Origin of the sequence: Stieleria sp. JC731 (assembly GCF_020966635.1) — a bacterium.
Lineage (GTDB): Bacteria > Planctomycetota > Planctomycetia > Pirellulales > Pirellulaceae > Stieleria.
In genome coordinates this window covers 137,781-151,793 of sequence record NZ_JAJKFQ010000011.1, presented here as the reverse complement: position 1 = coordinate 151,793, position 14,013 = coordinate 137,781, and the positions used below count along the sequence as shown (strand labels likewise).

Here is a 14,013-nt window from a genome sequence, read left to right as displayed (position 1 = left end):
TGCGCGAAAAATCGTGTCACCGGCAACCGGATGACGACGGTCATTCGGCTCACCACATCTCTCGTCATTCAGCTGGTATCGACGTCATCACGTGAACGGCAAGGAAGCCGAAACGAAGAAGCCTGCGCCACCGGGAAAGATCTCTCGATGGATGGTGGGTGTCTTGCTGATCGCCGCGATCGTCTTCGTCGTGCGCTTCATCGGTCCACAAACGGTCGGCAACCAAGTCCGCCGACACGTTCAACAATTGCTCAGTGAACAGTATCCAGACCTGGACGTCACGATCGGGCATGGCCGTGTTGAGCCCAATATCGGTTTGATCCTGGAAGACGTCCGATTTGGCGTTCCGCCGGATCGACCATCGGCGGCACCGGCGATCGAAAGGGCGATCGAGAAACTTGGCCTTTCCAATGGCCCCTCGCGCGAGTTGCTGCGGATCGATCGTATTGTCGTGTTCGCGAAAGCGGACTTTGCCAAATTGATGGACAAGCAAAATCCGATCGTCACCAAACGTGTTCTGGTCAGCGGACTTCGTGGACACGCTTGGGTTGATCCATCGGGAAAGATCTCGCTTGAGCGATTGTTGCCGGCACCAAAATTTGGTGATGGGATCTGTCCACGAATGGAACTTCGCAATGCTCAGGTGACATTTGAGTCGCAGCAAGAAGGCGCTAGGCCACTGCAACTTGAAATCTCCAAAGCGGTCATGTTGAAGCATGCCGTACAAGCCAACGCTGCTGAACCGACGTCCGACAGAGCAGCCTGCTCGACCGCGTTTCAAGCCGTCGGATCTTCCACGTTGGCAGATAGCTTTTTGCTTCAAATGTCACTGGTCGGTAGTAGCGGAACACTGACCTGTGATATTGATGGCGCTCGCGTCGACGGAAACTTGATCGACCAAGTTCCCGCTCCCTACCGCGAACGTCTTAAGCAACTGGATCATCTCCGCGGCCTTCACCTACTTTCCGATACAAAAATCTCAGCAACGCTGCGAGCTGGACAGCTCGCGCAGTTGACTTCGCAAAGCAAAATCCACGAAGGCTCATTCCAGCATCCATCGTCTGTCATGCCGGTCCAAGGCATCCGAGGCATGGTGACCGCATCGATTGATTCAAGCGGCATTCCCGAAGTCAGGCTCGAAGCCTGCCAAGGATATTGGGGCGAAGCCCGCATGGTTTTCAGCGGAAATGTGAAGACCAAAACGCCAATCAAGATTCCTGGCCTGATTGTTCAACAAAGCCTTTCACCAAAGACTTCACCGTCCGTTCCCGCAGCGATTTCACCGACTAGCAACAGCGATCAGTCCCTGGTGATGTTGGAAGGTGGACTGGACCTTTCGGTCTATGACCTCGTGCTCGACCAAAGATTCGCTGCGGTCATCCCTGAAAAACTGAAAGAAGGCTGGAAGAAACTTGAACCGAGCGGAATTGTTGACATTCCGCGAGCCAGGTTTGACTTGGTGAACGGCAAAGTCGAAACCGATGCAGAAATTCGCTGCAAAGGCGTCGACGTGAACTTTGACAAGTTTCCTTACCCGGTGCAGCAACTTAGTGGTGCCGTGACGGTCAGCGACGGACGGCTTAAAAGCTCCTTGATGAGCGGGCGGGTTGGCGGCCGTTTGATGCAGTGTTTGTTTGATGTTCCAACCAAACCTTTGCCGGATTCTCCCAAGGTCTTTTCGGTCGCGATGGATGGCCCGATTGCGATTAACAATGACCTGCTCAATGCGCTCACCCCACGTGGTGAATCGACGACAAAGTTAGAACAGTTCATTCGCTCTCTCAATCCACTCGGCGGCGTGCATCTCGTCCGTGGAACGCTGCGAACCGATGCAGATGGAAGCAAACATCGGGATGTTGAATTGGCGATCAGTGATGGGACGCTTCGTTTTGACCTGTTTCCTTATCCGCTGCACAATCTGACTGGCAAAGTTCAGATCAACGACGACCTAGTGACCCTTCGCGAATTCAACGCAGCCAATTCCAACGGTGGCGTCATTCAGTGCAACGGGAACTATGTGCTTCCGCCCCCGCCGGATTCGCTTGCTGAAGATCGAATCGTCCCGCAGACCGACATCATGGTACTTAACTTTGATGCCATGAACGTCGCGTTGGATGAAGCGCTTCGACGAGCATTGCCCAAACCCTCTCAAGAGACCTGGGATAACTTGGCCCCCAGTGGTGTTCTTGATCATCTGAAGATCGCTGTCAAACGCGATGGCTACACGACTCCACTCGATTTAAGTGTGATCGCTAGGCAGTACGACCAACACCAAATCGGCTCGGAAACGCTGCGGCTACAACCGAAGTCGCTGCCTTATCGACTGGATATTACTCAAGGATCCGTTCGCTATGAAAAGGACAGCGTCTACATCGAATCGGTCCAAGCCGAACATGGCGGTTCGAACGTTTCGGCCGACGGAAGCTGCAAGCGGATCGCCGACGGCCGATGGTTACTCGCGATCGATGTTCACAACGGAAGCCGACTTGTCCCGGATGCCGAGTTTGCAGCGGCCTTGCCCGAACAAATGCGAGCTGCCGTTCGAGAGCTGAATTTGCGTGGCCCTGTCGGACTTAGCGGTCTGACGGAAACCCTGTTGTCCGACGCGACTCATCCCGAACCGATCTTCGGATGGGACTTGAAGCTACAACTCGAAGGCAACCGCATCGGTGACGTCGGACCGGTTCACTCATTACGAGGTGAACTCGATATACGTGGCCGCAAAGACTCCACCGGGATCTCGGCACAGGGCGAAGTGCAAATCGATTCGATGCATGTCAACGATTTGCAGATCACGCAAATCCGAGGTCCGTTTCAAATTCGCGATGAACGATTGCGACTTGGGGTTCGGCAAAATGGCGAACTCGATGCGAGGCCGATCGAAGGACAGTTGTTTGACGGTGTGCTTCAGCTTGATGGCAACATGACGCTCTCGGACGCTAGTTTCAATGTCCGGCTTGCATTGGACGGTGCTTCGGTTCCCGTTGTCCTTTCCGACATTGGTCAGGGAGAGCAAGAACTGACCGGCACATTGAACGCGAACATGAACTTGGAAGGTCTCCTGGGAACTCGTGACCTTCTTCGTGGCCGAGGTAAAGCCACAATTGAAGGTGCCAATCTTTATCAGCTGCCGGTTCTGGTACAGCTACTGAACGTCCTATCGATCACCCCGAACGAAGAGTCTGCGTTCACGAATGCTGAAATCGACTACACACTGATCGAAGATCAAGTCGAGTTCAATAACTTGAAGATCTGGGGAAGCCTGATCGCTCTTCACGGCAGCGGTACGATGGACCGCCGAAAGAATATTGATCTGACGTTCAATACCCGGGTCTCGCCGCGTAACACGTTTACCAGAATCCTTCGGCCGCTTGCAGCTGATCGATACACACTGTGGACTGTCGAAGTCAGTGGCCCGGTCAATGATCCCAGTATTCAACGAAAAGCGTTGGAGAACGTCGGCCTTCGCTTCGAGAAGCTTTTCGAAGGAATGAATCCTCCACGAGAACCCAAACGAAAAGACCGCACCGCCGGAGTCGGCAGGATGCTGCAATAGCTCGCCGCCGAAGTGTTTTCAAACCCGATGTACCGAGCCAACTGCGGCGATTCGAGTACGAAGAAACGAGTACCGGCAAAAGCCTGAGTACGAGTACGATTTGGAAAAGACGCCGCCCGACTCGTACTCAGCAAAGCGGGACTCCTACTCGTACTCGACGCCCCATAAAACCGCGTCGAAGAAAACCGAGCCACTGCGGAAATTCGAGTACGAAGAAACGAGTACCGGCTGAAGCCTGAGTACGAGTACGATCCGGAAAAGACGCCGTCCTACTCGTACTCAGCGAAGCGGTTCTCCTACTCGTACTCGACACTCCCATAAAACCGCGCCGAAGAAAACCGAGCCACTGCGGAAATTCGAGTACGACGAAACGAGTATCGGCCGAAGCCTGAGTACGAGTACGAATTGGAAAAAAACACCGTACTACTCATACTCAGCGAAGCGGGACTCCGCCCCATACTCGACAACCAAAAAACCTTGCCGGCAAAAGATCGATAATGAGGCACCCTGAGTGAATGAATGCACGAATGACGTCGAAGCCACTGCCGTTTCATTAAGATGAAGTGGATCCGATCGAATCCCGTGCCGCAGCATAAACGTCAGCTCATGGAAACGACAATCGACGGCTTTGCATTTAACTTGCAAAAGCTCTCATGACGCCACCGACAAAAGCGACTCCGAAGAGCCCTATCACAAGCAATGACGGTATTAATAACAAGAATGCAACGATCGTGTTCGCTGAGCTCCATGTCTTGAGAGTCCCGTTGGCTTCTTGCTGATTGTAGAAAACGGGACCGGTCACCAGAACAACACACGTGATCAGCAAAAATGGCAAGATGCCAAACGAAAGCAAATGCAGAACGAAGAAGACCGTATGGGTGCCGGACTTCCGTAACCAAGGAACTTCGGCATAGCTTCGGTAATACGATGAAGTTCGTGAAGGACTAGTTTTCTTTGCAGTAGGCGTCGAAGCCGGTGCCATAAATGGTGATGGCGTACCAATGGACGTTTCCAAGTTAGCAAATGGATCGGCGACTTCCGGAGACGGAACATTGGTGCGTCGCGTCACCACCTGGGAACATTTCGGGCAGCGAACCTGTTGGCCTTGCAGGTTATCTGGAACGCTCATCCGCTGTCCGCATCGACAAGTGATAACGGTTGCCTGCGCCGTTGCTTTGGATTGTGTCGGTGCGTTGGCATGTACCGTGACAACAGAACTGCAGTTCGGGCAACGCACTCGCTTCCCAGCTAAATCTTTCCTCACCGACAGACGTTTGCCACAAGCACAATCAATGGACAAAGAATTCATGGAGCCCCAGTTGTGATCCTTACAATGGTGATCGACGAACGCGACGTAGTCGCCCTAGAAAAAACGTCAGTATAATAAATAGTAAACCAATGCGAACCACCCGTTCCATACATATAGAAATGCACGTCACCGCAGGTCCAAAACGCAACCATTTCTGCAACGATCGACATCCAAAGTTTTCCAACCTGGGTCTCGAAAGATGAACCCCAGAGCAACAATAAATTCCATATGCACGATCAAAGCTCTGCGGCGATCGATCTAAACTCGGCGAGAAAAAGAAGTGAATGACCGATTGTCAGTCTTCTCGATCGTTGACGCTGAGAACGGGGTCGGTTTGGTTCCATTTGCAATTTGCTCATGGACGCTCACCAAAACCATGCGAAAGAACCGAGCCAACTACGGAAATTCGAGTACGAAGAAACGAGTACCGGCAAAAGCCTGAGTACGAGTACGATTCGGAAAAGACGCCGTCCGACTCGTACTCGGCGAAGCGGTACTCCTACTCGTACTCGACGCCCCATAGAACCACGCCGGTAAGAACCGAGCCAACGGCGGAAATCTCGAGTACGAAGAAACGAGTACCGGCCGAAGCCTGAGTACGATTTGGAAAAGACGCCCTGGGAATCCAGGCCAATTTTGCTCGATTCTAAGCAGTCACAACTTCATATTCCGCCGAGCTTTCCGAAACGGTCTCCGACCTTGCAATCAATCTTGTGATCATCGAAACGAGACGATGAAGCATTCGTTTCAAATGAAGATGATCTTCAGCCGACATTCCTTCCGTGACAGCCAGAACATCTTGAATCGCAACGCACTCTAATGCGGAACCTCGTGCGATATCAAGAAACCGACTCCGATCCTTGAGGCTCCGCTTCCCATTCCCTTCGGCAATATTCAGCGGAATCGATTGCGCCGCACGAAGCCATTGGTCACGAGCATGTCGATGGCAGCCATTCAATTCTTTCGCAATTGAAAATGATGATGCAACGTAGTCGATCGCGAGGCGATAGACATCCAGACGGTCATGATCAAAGATCGGCTGCTTCATCATCGCTTCGTCCGAATTGAAAGAAGATTGCGACGGCTGCCAAGCAAAGAAAATTGAATTGACTGTTGTACTGTAGTCGATTTTAGTCGTTGAGTGCGCCCCGGTGGTGGCCCCAGACCTAAATCCCGTCCTACTCATACTCCGACGCTCATTAAAAATCCACGCCGAAGAAAACCGAGCAGACAGCGGAAATCTCGAGTACGAAGAAACGAGTACCGGCTGAAGCCTGAGTACGAGTACGATTTTAAAAAAACACCGTCCTACTCGTACTCAGCGAAGCGGGACTCCTACTCGTACTCGACGCCCCCATAAAACCACGCCGGAAGAACCGAGCAGACAGCGGCAATTCGAGTACGATGAAACGAGCACCGGCTGAAGCCTGAGTACGAGTACGATTCGGAAAAGACGCCGCCGGACTCGTACTCGACGCCCCACAGAACCTCACCGGCCCAAGCCCTCTTGCGACCAGGAGCAGCGACGCGGCTCGCGAGTCAGCTGACTTCGACGCAATTGCAAACCTGGCCTAAAACGCCGGCTTGCCGAATCGCTGGTAGCAACGCTTGCTTTAATGCAACCGATGGTAAGTGTCCTCGGACGACGATCCGGGAACCTTCCAGGGTAATGTCTAACCCCATCCGATACTGTGCAAGATCACGGTGGTTGGACAACACCGAATCAATTCGACAGATCATTTGGGCAGTACGCCCATCGCGTGTGATTGTAGTAGCCATCGGCCTTTCTCCAGGTCGGCGAGATTCAGTTCCTGACGCTTTAGCTCAGCGAATCGGGCCGAAGGATGTTTCTGGATAAACGGGACTAAGTTGGGGCGGAGTGATAACAGGAGCAATCGCAAGCGTCGAGATGAATCGACAATCCAAGTTCCAGTTATCGAAAAACACTTAATGCGCCAACAACAACCGTAATCGTCACTTAACGCTAATCAGATGTTCGGAAAATCCACCAGAAAAATAATGTTTTTGTCGTAACTAGCAGTTTCCGTTCCGATTGGGTCCAGTTTTTCTGCTTTTGAACGCAGGGGTCTTCGGACAGCTCAATGGCAGCACCTTTCGGCCTGGCCCCGTCAATGCGATCATTGCCAGATCGCTAGAAAAACGATGTCCGTCACCGTACCTCAGCAAGGAGAGTCCTCGTCATGGCAGTGGAAATCAAAGCGGTCTATACCGGCACACTCGGATGCGAAGCCACTCATGGTCCTAGTGGAAAACAGCTCGTGACGGACGCTCCCGTCGACAATGGAGGCAAAGGTGAGTCCTTCTCGCCGACCGATTTGGTCGCGACCGCACTTGGGACCTGCATTTTGACCATCCTTGCGCTCGTTGGTGAACGTCACGAACTGGACTTAGCTGGAGTCAACGTCCAGGTCACTAAAGAAATGATCCAGAAGCCGGTTCGGCGGATCGGGGCACTGCGCTGCGTCGTCACAATTCCGGCCAACGTGATCGATGATCAAGCGATGCGAACTCGATTGGAGACGGCAGCGCGTCACTGCCCGGTTCATCAAAGCATCCATCCAGATATCGACGCCCCGATCGACTTTCACTACGTCTAGTCAAGCTTCTTCGCTAGACATCCAGATCGTCGAGTTGATCGAGCAGTTCATCAAGAGTGTCGTCACTGGGATCGCTGCCCAGATTGATACGCGGGTGTGCAGTCGAGCTCTCCGAATCCGGACGACGCTCGACAGCCCCAACAGAAGTCGACTCAGTCGCGACGGCAGACGACACCTCTGAGGAAGTTTCAGTTCGACGACCAGGCCCACCAATCCCCCCCAGTGATACCGTTTTGACGCTCAGTGATTGCCGCAATCGGTCTAGTTCATTCACGATCACTTCGGCATCACGGTGTTGTTGCAGATCAAAAAGAAACAGCCTTCGCCGATGCGTTATCGACTGATCGTTTGCTTCCGGGTCCAAACGATGAGCACACCGATAGCCATCAAAATCGATTGATCGAAGGGTCTCAATCAATTCCTCTGGCAAGCGCCAATCCAGCACCGCGGCGGGGACCGTAATCCCAGCCAGCGTCATGCGGTCGGTCGATTCAGGACCGAGCGAATCGAAACGATCGACCAGCGTTAGATCCAGACCGGGATAACCAATGAGACTCGCGACCAGCGCTTCGGCGACAGCACTGCCAGCGGCAGGTGGATTTTGCACAAGAATGACAGGGAGACGCATTGATTGAAGGCCGTTTGGCTTGCCGGAAATTCAGACGGAATACTTTGGACCGGCGGATTGAGCATCCTCGACCAAGTCGTACATCTCGAACCACAAATCGCGAACGTTGGTTTTCGGCGTCACCCTACAGTCCTTCAAACGACTGTCAACCATCTTCCGAATTTCGAACGAAGTCTCCTGAAGCAGATCACCGGCGAGTGACTGAATCAACTTTTGCGTGGGCTTGGTTTCATGAATCACATTCCAACCTGCCATTCGCTGGTGCGAGGTTGCCAGCAGAGTAATCTTCTTCGTGGCAGCCGTTTTCAAGATGCGCATTCTTGAAAGGCGAAAGAGCTGCTCGAGCCCATCGACGATCAGCAACCCTTCACGCGGCAGACTACGCAACTCTTTGCGAATCCGCTTGCTGGCCCGGAGCCGTTCTTTTAGTCGGCCGATCATTCCCAATGAAGGATCGTTGTTGATTTGCTCAAACGCGACTCGCGGAAAGCTTCGCTGTAGCTTTGGCAAAAACGTGTGCAGCAGTGTCGACTTACCTGTCCCATGTGGCCCCAGGATAATCCCGCGCCGAGTCTGGCGAAGAGTAGTCAGCAACCCTTCCAGGTACATATCGATCGTCTGCGGATTGGCTCCGCTGACGCCGTGCGTAAATCGGTAACGCACGTTCGACGGCGAGACAAATCGCGTCGCAAAAGGATTTGACTGCTGAAATTCAAATGAAGGGTTCAAGGCACAGGCCTTTGATCGAGGTCCACTTCAAGACTGATGATACACTCACGAGGCGTCGCATTGGTAAATGCCGCACGAAACGATACCAATCCGCGATGCCCCAACCAACGACATTACCAATGTAAAACGCGGTCCGCAGATCAGCAGACGGGTCCAAGTGTAACCTGCCGGACACCCGGCGGCGACAAGATTGCTAGCTCGGGTTAGAGGATTAGGAAGCAAACTGCCGTCACGATAACGACACCGACTAAGTTCAGCACAAAGCCTTCTCGCATCATCTCGCTTACGCGGATCTTGCCGCTGGAAAACACAATTGCGTTGGGGAACGTTGCCGCCGGCATCATAAAGGCGAAGCTTGCGCTGATCGTCGCCGGGATCATGATCAACTTAGGATCTTCAGCCGGTACCAACGCCAAGATTGGCAGCAGCAGATTCGCAGTCGCCGTGTTGCTGGTGACTTCGGTCAAAAACGTAACCGCCAAGCAAACCACCGCGACGATCCAGAACGGATGTAAATCGCCTAGCCCGGTCAGTTGCTGTCCGATCATCAAACTGATTCCGGTCGAACGAAACGCTTCGGCGATCGCAAATCCGCCAGCACAGAGCAGCAGGATGCCCCAAGGAATCCGAACAGCATCATTCCACGTCAGTAGCGTTTCGCCTTTGCCATTGGGAATCAAATGCATCGCGATCACCGCCAGCAGCGCAACCGCGGAATCGTGAGCCGAGGGCAACCCAACCCACTGAGCCCAACCGCCAAACGGAGCAGTGCGCGTCACCCAAAGCATGGCTGTAATACCGAAGACGATCAGAGTTCTCTTTTCTTCCGGTCGCCAGGCACCGACTTCGGGCATCGTCAAGCGTTCGCTGCTTTTCAATCGCCGCGTTAGCCACAATGCCTGGACGGGCAACATCAGCGCGATGATTGGCCATGTCCAAGCGGCCCATTGGATAAACGATGGTTCGCCACCGATATCTTTGTAGTTGTCGATAAAGATCAGGTTTGGCGGTGTCCCGATCGGCGTCCCAGTCCCGCCAACGCTGGCCGCGAAGGCGATGCCCATCAATAGGCAGGAGCCGAGTTTGTTGCTGTCCGAACGCTCGATCACTGCCAAAGCGATTGGCAGCATCATCAGAGCCGTGGCGCCATTAGAGATCCACATACTGAGGACGGCAGCGGCAGCCATAAAACCGAACACGACACGACGCGGATTCGCGCCGGCTTGATCACGCCCACCAAAGAATCGGACCATCACCAACGCGAGACGCCGGTGAGCGCCGCTGCGTTCCATTGCCATCGACAACATCAGCCCGCCCATGAAAAGCAAGACGAGCTGGTGCCCCATCGCGCCGGCGACTTGGTCTGAACTGAGCACACCGGTCGCGGGAAATATCGCCAAGGGCAGCAGTGAAGTTACCGCGATCGGGATCGGTTCGGTGATCCACCAAATGGCGCACCAAACCACGATGGCGGATGTGATCGCAACGGGCGCTTCATGCCCGTAGTAAGTCACCAAAGCGGCGACTGCGGCGGCCCCAGCGGGCCCGGCGATCACCGCCAACGGATTGATACGCGTTTTCGGAGTACTTCGATTGCTGGAGCCGTTACTTTGATCCGCCGTCACCGTGCCTTTGGCCTTTCTCGAGGTTCCGTCCGATCAATAAGTAATCGGAACTAGCTTTCCATGACTTCTGATTCGCGAGCCTTCGCCATCTCGTTGACCTGTTCCTCGTATTTCTTGGTCAACTCTTGGATGTCGTCTTTCAGCTTGTCACGATCATCTTCAGACAGTTCTTTGTCTTTTTCCAGTTGATCGGCATGCTTGTTGGCATCGCGTCGAATGTTTCGAATCGAGATTTTAGCGTCTTCGGCCAGCTCTTTGATTCGCGAGACCATTTTCTTTCGAACGTCGGTCGACAAGGCGGGAACATTCAGGCGAATCACGCGACCATCGTTTTGCGGATTCAAACCGAGATCGCTTCCGACAATCGCTTTCTCGATGTCTTTAATTGTCCCGGCGTCGTAAGGACGAATCAGGATCTGTTGAGGCTCGGGAACCCCAATCGAAGCCAACTGCTTCAGCGGTGAAGTCGAACCGTAAGCTTCGACTTTTAGCGAATCAACCAACCCGGGGGTCGCACGACCGGTACGAATGCCAGAAAGCTGGTTTCCCAACACGGCAATCGCCTTTTCCATGCGTTCTTCGGCATCCATCAGAGTTTCTTCGGCGGACATGATGAGCATCCTTGGGTTTTAGGTTGAAATGTTGTCGAACCGAAAAGTTTAACGTCTTTTCCTTACCTGGTTGAAGGTGGGCAAACGCCATGAACCCCTTCGGCGTACAATTCTGGCTTAATTCTGCGTTATCCGGCTGACCCGATGGGACGAATCCCAAGAAATAGATCTATGCGAATTTCGATCGTTTTGCCTTTGCTTGTTGTTTTTGCCGTAGCGTTCACTTCCATCGGCACAGCCCCCGCGCTCGCTGACGAAAAATTGCCCAACATTTTGATCGTTTTGGTGGACGACATGGGCTATGGCGATCCGGGTTGCTTTAATCCCCAAAGCAAAATCCCGACCCCAAATATCGATCGCCTGGCTAGCGAAGGAATGCGATTCACAGACGCCCATGCGTCCGGTCCGCTCTGTCACATGTCGCGATACGGTCTGATGACGGGGCGATATCCGTTCCGGATCAACGTCGGCAAATGGCCCAAGCAGCCGCTGATCAATGAGGGCGAAGTCACATTGCCATCCGTCCTTCAGGATGCCGGCTATCGCACTTGCATGGTCGGAAAGTGGCATGTCGGATTTGAAGAAAAAGGTTACGACCGCCCCCTCCGTGGTGGACCTGCAGATCGTGGATTTGATTCTTTCTTCGGCATCCGAGCCTCGACTGATATCCCGCCATACTTTTACATCCGAGACCGCCAAGCGATTGCCCCACCAACAGAGTCCATCGAAGCAAACCAAAGCGGAGGGCATTGGAATGAAATCCAAGGGGCGTTTTGGCGGGCAGGTGGAATCGCCCCAGGATTGAACCTGGTGGACGTCACTCCCAAATTCACTGAAGAGGCTTGTGAAGTCATCCGCTCGCATCAAGACCACAAAGAACCATTGATGCTCTACTTGGCATACCCTTCGCCACACACACCGTGGCTCCCTTTACCCGAATTCGAGGGCAAGTCGGGCGCGGGTCTCTATGGCGATTTTATGGTGATGGTCGACTCGATGATCGGGCGTGTGCTCGACGAACTGGAATCGGCCGGCATGAAAGAAAACACCATGGTGATCTTTACCAGCGACAACGGACCGACCTGGTACGACAAAGACGTTGACAAATTCAATCACGATAGCGCCGCCGGCCTGCGTGGCATGAAGGCTGATGCCTGGGAAGCGGGGCACCGTATGCCAATGGTTGTACGCTGGCCAGGTGTGGTGAAACCAGGTTCACAATCCGATGCGACGATCAGCTTTGTCGATTTCGTTTCGACGATGGATGAGCTTGTTGGTTCAAAACGTTGCGTCGGTGATGACTCTGAAGCAGGACCAGACAGTTTCAGTTTCCTGAGCGAACTGACAGGCACGAAGTCCGATCGCCCCAAACGCCAATCGCTCGCACTGCAAAGCGGTCGAGGTTTGATGACGTATCGGCGAGGCCCTTGGAAGCTGATCGAAGGCGATGGTTCAGGTGGATTTAGCGATCGAGGCAAGAAGCTTGATCGCAACGCTCCGTACAAAGGTCAGCTCTACAACCTGGATACCGACCTGGGTGAAACGAAGAACTTGATCGACCAAGAAACCGAAGTCCTCGCCGAACTTCGACAGGAACTCGCGTTGATCGTCGACGCCGAACGCTCTCGTTAATGACGATGGTTTGGTATCTCACGAGAATACATCGCACTTCACCGACTTCGTTGATGCCTGGCTTGCCATCATCAAGCACAGCCTCTCAACACCGTCGCTCCTTTTCTCTTTTGCACGCACCCTATGTCCGCAAGCAACGATTTGCTTCTCGCGTCTGCAGACCAGTTCGACAAGATCCTGAAAGATACCAAAGGCAAGCTCAAGCTGATTAGGACACCGGATCTTGAGATCACGATTGATGATGTTGTCATCATCATTTCGGCCCATCGTGACATCTTGGATGATCGCAAAGCTTGGTGGAAAGTCCGGCGGGAAGTTTATGCGAACTTTTCGGAGCACAAAACGATCGCTGCAAGAACCCTGGCGATGATCCCAAAACCCTTCCAAGAGGAACTCGCCGGAATTGACGCAGACGCCTTTGAAGGCATCGTCGATCCATGGTTGGCTGCAGACGGCGCGACACCGTCGGATAAAGCTTCAGCCTTGAATGTGTTAACGGAACTGACACGCTGTAGCCAACAAGCCGAGCAGAAGGATCTTGCCGTCATGATCCTGACGAAAGAACCCGAGAACGAGTTTGAAAAAGCGTTCAAGGAACTTGACGGGAAACGCCTGAAGACCTTTCAATCCGCCTTCAATCGCTGGGACGAAGCCAAACGGCACGAGGCACATCAGCGTTTCAAGTACTATCGCAATCAGGGCGAAGAAGACTGCTTGGACCTGACACTACGTGACTTCACGCGATCGAAGACGCTTCGCGTGAGCCTAAAAACCGATATGGGAAAGATTGCCCGCTACGTCCGCCAGCGAATCAAGAGCTACCGAAAGTCGCCGCAACCAGATGCGGGTAACGCCGATGACTCGATCACGGCGATCTCGATGTTGTTCGATATCGAATACGAAGGCTACGTCGATTTAATTTTCGACACCCGTCCCGAGTCGCTTCGAAAGAGAGACTTTATCGAAGGCACCGAACACATCTTTCACATCGACGCTTGGTACGACGCCATCGAACGGATGAATGAGGATGGCGATACGCTTCAACTGACTTTGCATGACGGATCAAAGATGTCGATCGATCCAGAAGCAGACGACAACGACTTGGATATTCATATCGGTCGAATGCTTCGCGACCTAATGATCGAAATGCGAGAAAAAGGCGACTTCGCAAAACTGCCTTTAGCGGAGGGCTATTCGATGTGGGTCGGTGGCACCCACACCGATTTTGCTTGGCCAGAGCACGATTAGCATTCTTCGCAGAACTCACTACGAACTAACCTCCGTGCCTTAGTGCCTCGGTGAGAA

The 14,013-nt window shown here is 53.3% G+C and carries 11 protein-coding genes; 4 read left to right on the top strand and 7 right to left on the bottom strand.

Annotated features, from left to right (window positions below; all coding sequences use genetic code 11):
- The first annotated feature begins 91 nt into the window (after nucleotides 1–91).
- Entirely contained in the window at nucleotides 92–3,556 is a 3,465-nt protein-coding gene (locus LOC67_RS27620) for an AsmA-like C-terminal region-containing protein (protein WP_230263989.1), read from the top strand.
- 634 nt (nucleotides 3,557–4,190) lie between these two features.
- On the opposite strand, the gene LOC67_RS17685 is transcribed toward LOC67_RS27620, so the two are convergent.
- From LOC67_RS17685 to LOC67_RS17675, 3 genes are all read right to left on the bottom strand, one after another.
- Nucleotides 4,191–4,685, bottom strand: coding sequence for a hypothetical protein (locus LOC67_RS17685; protein ID WP_230263988.1), 495 nt, complete (start codon nucleotides 4,683–4,685; stop codon nucleotides 4,191–4,193).
- 826 nt (nucleotides 4,686–5,511) lie between these two features.
- Nucleotides 5,512–5,916 carry a four helix bundle protein gene (locus LOC67_RS17680; RefSeq protein WP_230263987.1) on the bottom strand — a complete coding sequence of 135 codons (405 nt, stop codon included), beginning with the start codon at nucleotides 5,914–5,916 and terminating at the stop codon, nucleotides 5,512–5,514.
- A 488-nt stretch (nucleotides 5,917–6,404) separates the two neighbouring features.
- Entirely contained in the window at nucleotides 6,405–6,644 is a 240-nt protein-coding gene (locus tag LOC67_RS17675; protein WP_230263985.1) for a hypothetical protein, read from the bottom strand.
- A 422-nt stretch (nucleotides 6,645–7,066) separates the two neighbouring features.
- On the opposite strand from LOC67_RS17675, the gene LOC67_RS17670 reads away from it, so the two are divergent.
- Nucleotides 7,067–7,483, top strand: a complete 417-nt coding sequence (locus tag LOC67_RS17670) for an OsmC family protein (protein ID WP_230263984.1) — start codon at nucleotides 7,067–7,069, stop codon at nucleotides 7,481–7,483.
- Nucleotides 7,484–7,496: 13 nt separating this feature from the next.
- Here LOC67_RS17670 and LOC67_RS17665 read toward each other — a convergent pair whose 3' ends face one another.
- The 4 genes from LOC67_RS17665 to frr all read right to left on the bottom strand — a co-directional run bounded on the left by LOC67_RS17665 (nucleotide 7,497) and on the right by frr (nucleotide 11,076).
- Complete coding sequence (locus tag LOC67_RS17665) at nucleotides 7,497–8,111, bottom strand: hypothetical protein (protein WP_230263983.1); 615 nt, start codon at nucleotides 8,109–8,111, stop codon at nucleotides 7,497–7,499.
- A gap of 30 nt (nucleotides 8,112–8,141) precedes the next feature.
- Nucleotides 8,142–8,840: an ATP-binding protein gene (locus LOC67_RS17660; RefSeq protein ID WP_230263982.1), complete on the bottom strand. Its 699-nt coding sequence runs from the start codon at nucleotides 8,838–8,840 to the stop codon at nucleotides 8,142–8,144.
- A gap of 203 nt (nucleotides 8,841–9,043) precedes the next feature.
- Nucleotides 9,044–10,465 (bottom strand): SLC13 family permease, encoded by a 1,422-nt coding sequence (locus tag LOC67_RS17655; RefSeq protein WP_230263981.1) that lies wholly within the window; start codon nucleotides 10,463–10,465, stop codon nucleotides 9,044–9,046.
- 50 nt (nucleotides 10,466–10,515) lie between these two features.
- On the bottom strand, nucleotides 10,516–11,076 hold the full coding sequence (frr, locus tag LOC67_RS17650; RefSeq protein WP_230263980.1) for a ribosome recycling factor: 561 nt from the start codon (nucleotides 11,074–11,076) through the stop codon (nucleotides 10,516–10,518).
- A 171-nt stretch (nucleotides 11,077–11,247) separates the two neighbouring features.
- Between frr and LOC67_RS17645 the strand changes: the two genes are divergently transcribed.
- Nucleotides 11,248–12,708, top strand: coding sequence for a sulfatase family protein (locus LOC67_RS17645; RefSeq protein ID WP_230263979.1), 1,461 nt, complete (start codon nucleotides 11,248–11,250; stop codon nucleotides 12,706–12,708).
- Between the two features lie 123 nt (nucleotides 12,709–12,831).
- Nucleotides 12,832–13,956 (top strand): hypothetical protein, encoded by a 1,125-nt coding sequence (locus LOC67_RS17640; RefSeq protein WP_230263978.1) that lies wholly within the window; start codon nucleotides 12,832–12,834, stop codon nucleotides 13,954–13,956.
- The last annotated feature ends 57 nt before the right edge of the window (nucleotides 13,957–14,013 follow it).

What these genes read in the sequence shown, in the direction of transcription:
- LOC67_RS17685 (WP_230263988.1), bottom strand. Translation starts at nt 4,685, where the DNA reads ATGAGCGTTCCAGATAACCTGCAAGGCCAACAGGTTCGCTGCCCGAAA.
- LOC67_RS17680 (WP_230263987.1), bottom strand. Translation starts at nt 5,916, where the DNA reads ATGATGAAGCAGCCGATCTTTGATCATGACCGTCTGGATGTCTATCGC.
- LOC67_RS17675 (WP_230263985.1), bottom strand. Translation starts at nt 6,644, where the DNA reads ATGGCTACTACAATCACACGCGATGGGCGTACTGCCCAAATGATCTGT.
- LOC67_RS17670 (WP_230263984.1), top strand. Translation starts at nt 7,067, where the DNA reads ATGGCAGTGGAAATCAAAGCGGTCTATACCGGCACACTCGGATGCGAA.
- LOC67_RS17665 (WP_230263983.1), bottom strand. Translation starts at nt 8,111, where the DNA reads ATGCGTCTCCCTGTCATTCTTGTGCAAAATCCACCTGCCGCTGGCAGT.
- frr (WP_230263980.1), bottom strand. Translation starts at nt 11,076, where the DNA reads ATGTCCGCCGAAGAAACTCTGATGGATGCCGAAGAACGCATGGAAAAG.
- LOC67_RS17645 (WP_230263979.1), top strand. Translation starts at nt 11,248, where the DNA reads ATGCGAATTTCGATCGTTTTGCCTTTGCTTGTTGTTTTTGCCGTAGCG.
- LOC67_RS17640 (WP_230263978.1), top strand. Translation starts at nt 12,832, where the DNA reads ATGTCCGCAAGCAACGATTTGCTTCTCGCGTCTGCAGACCAGTTCGAC.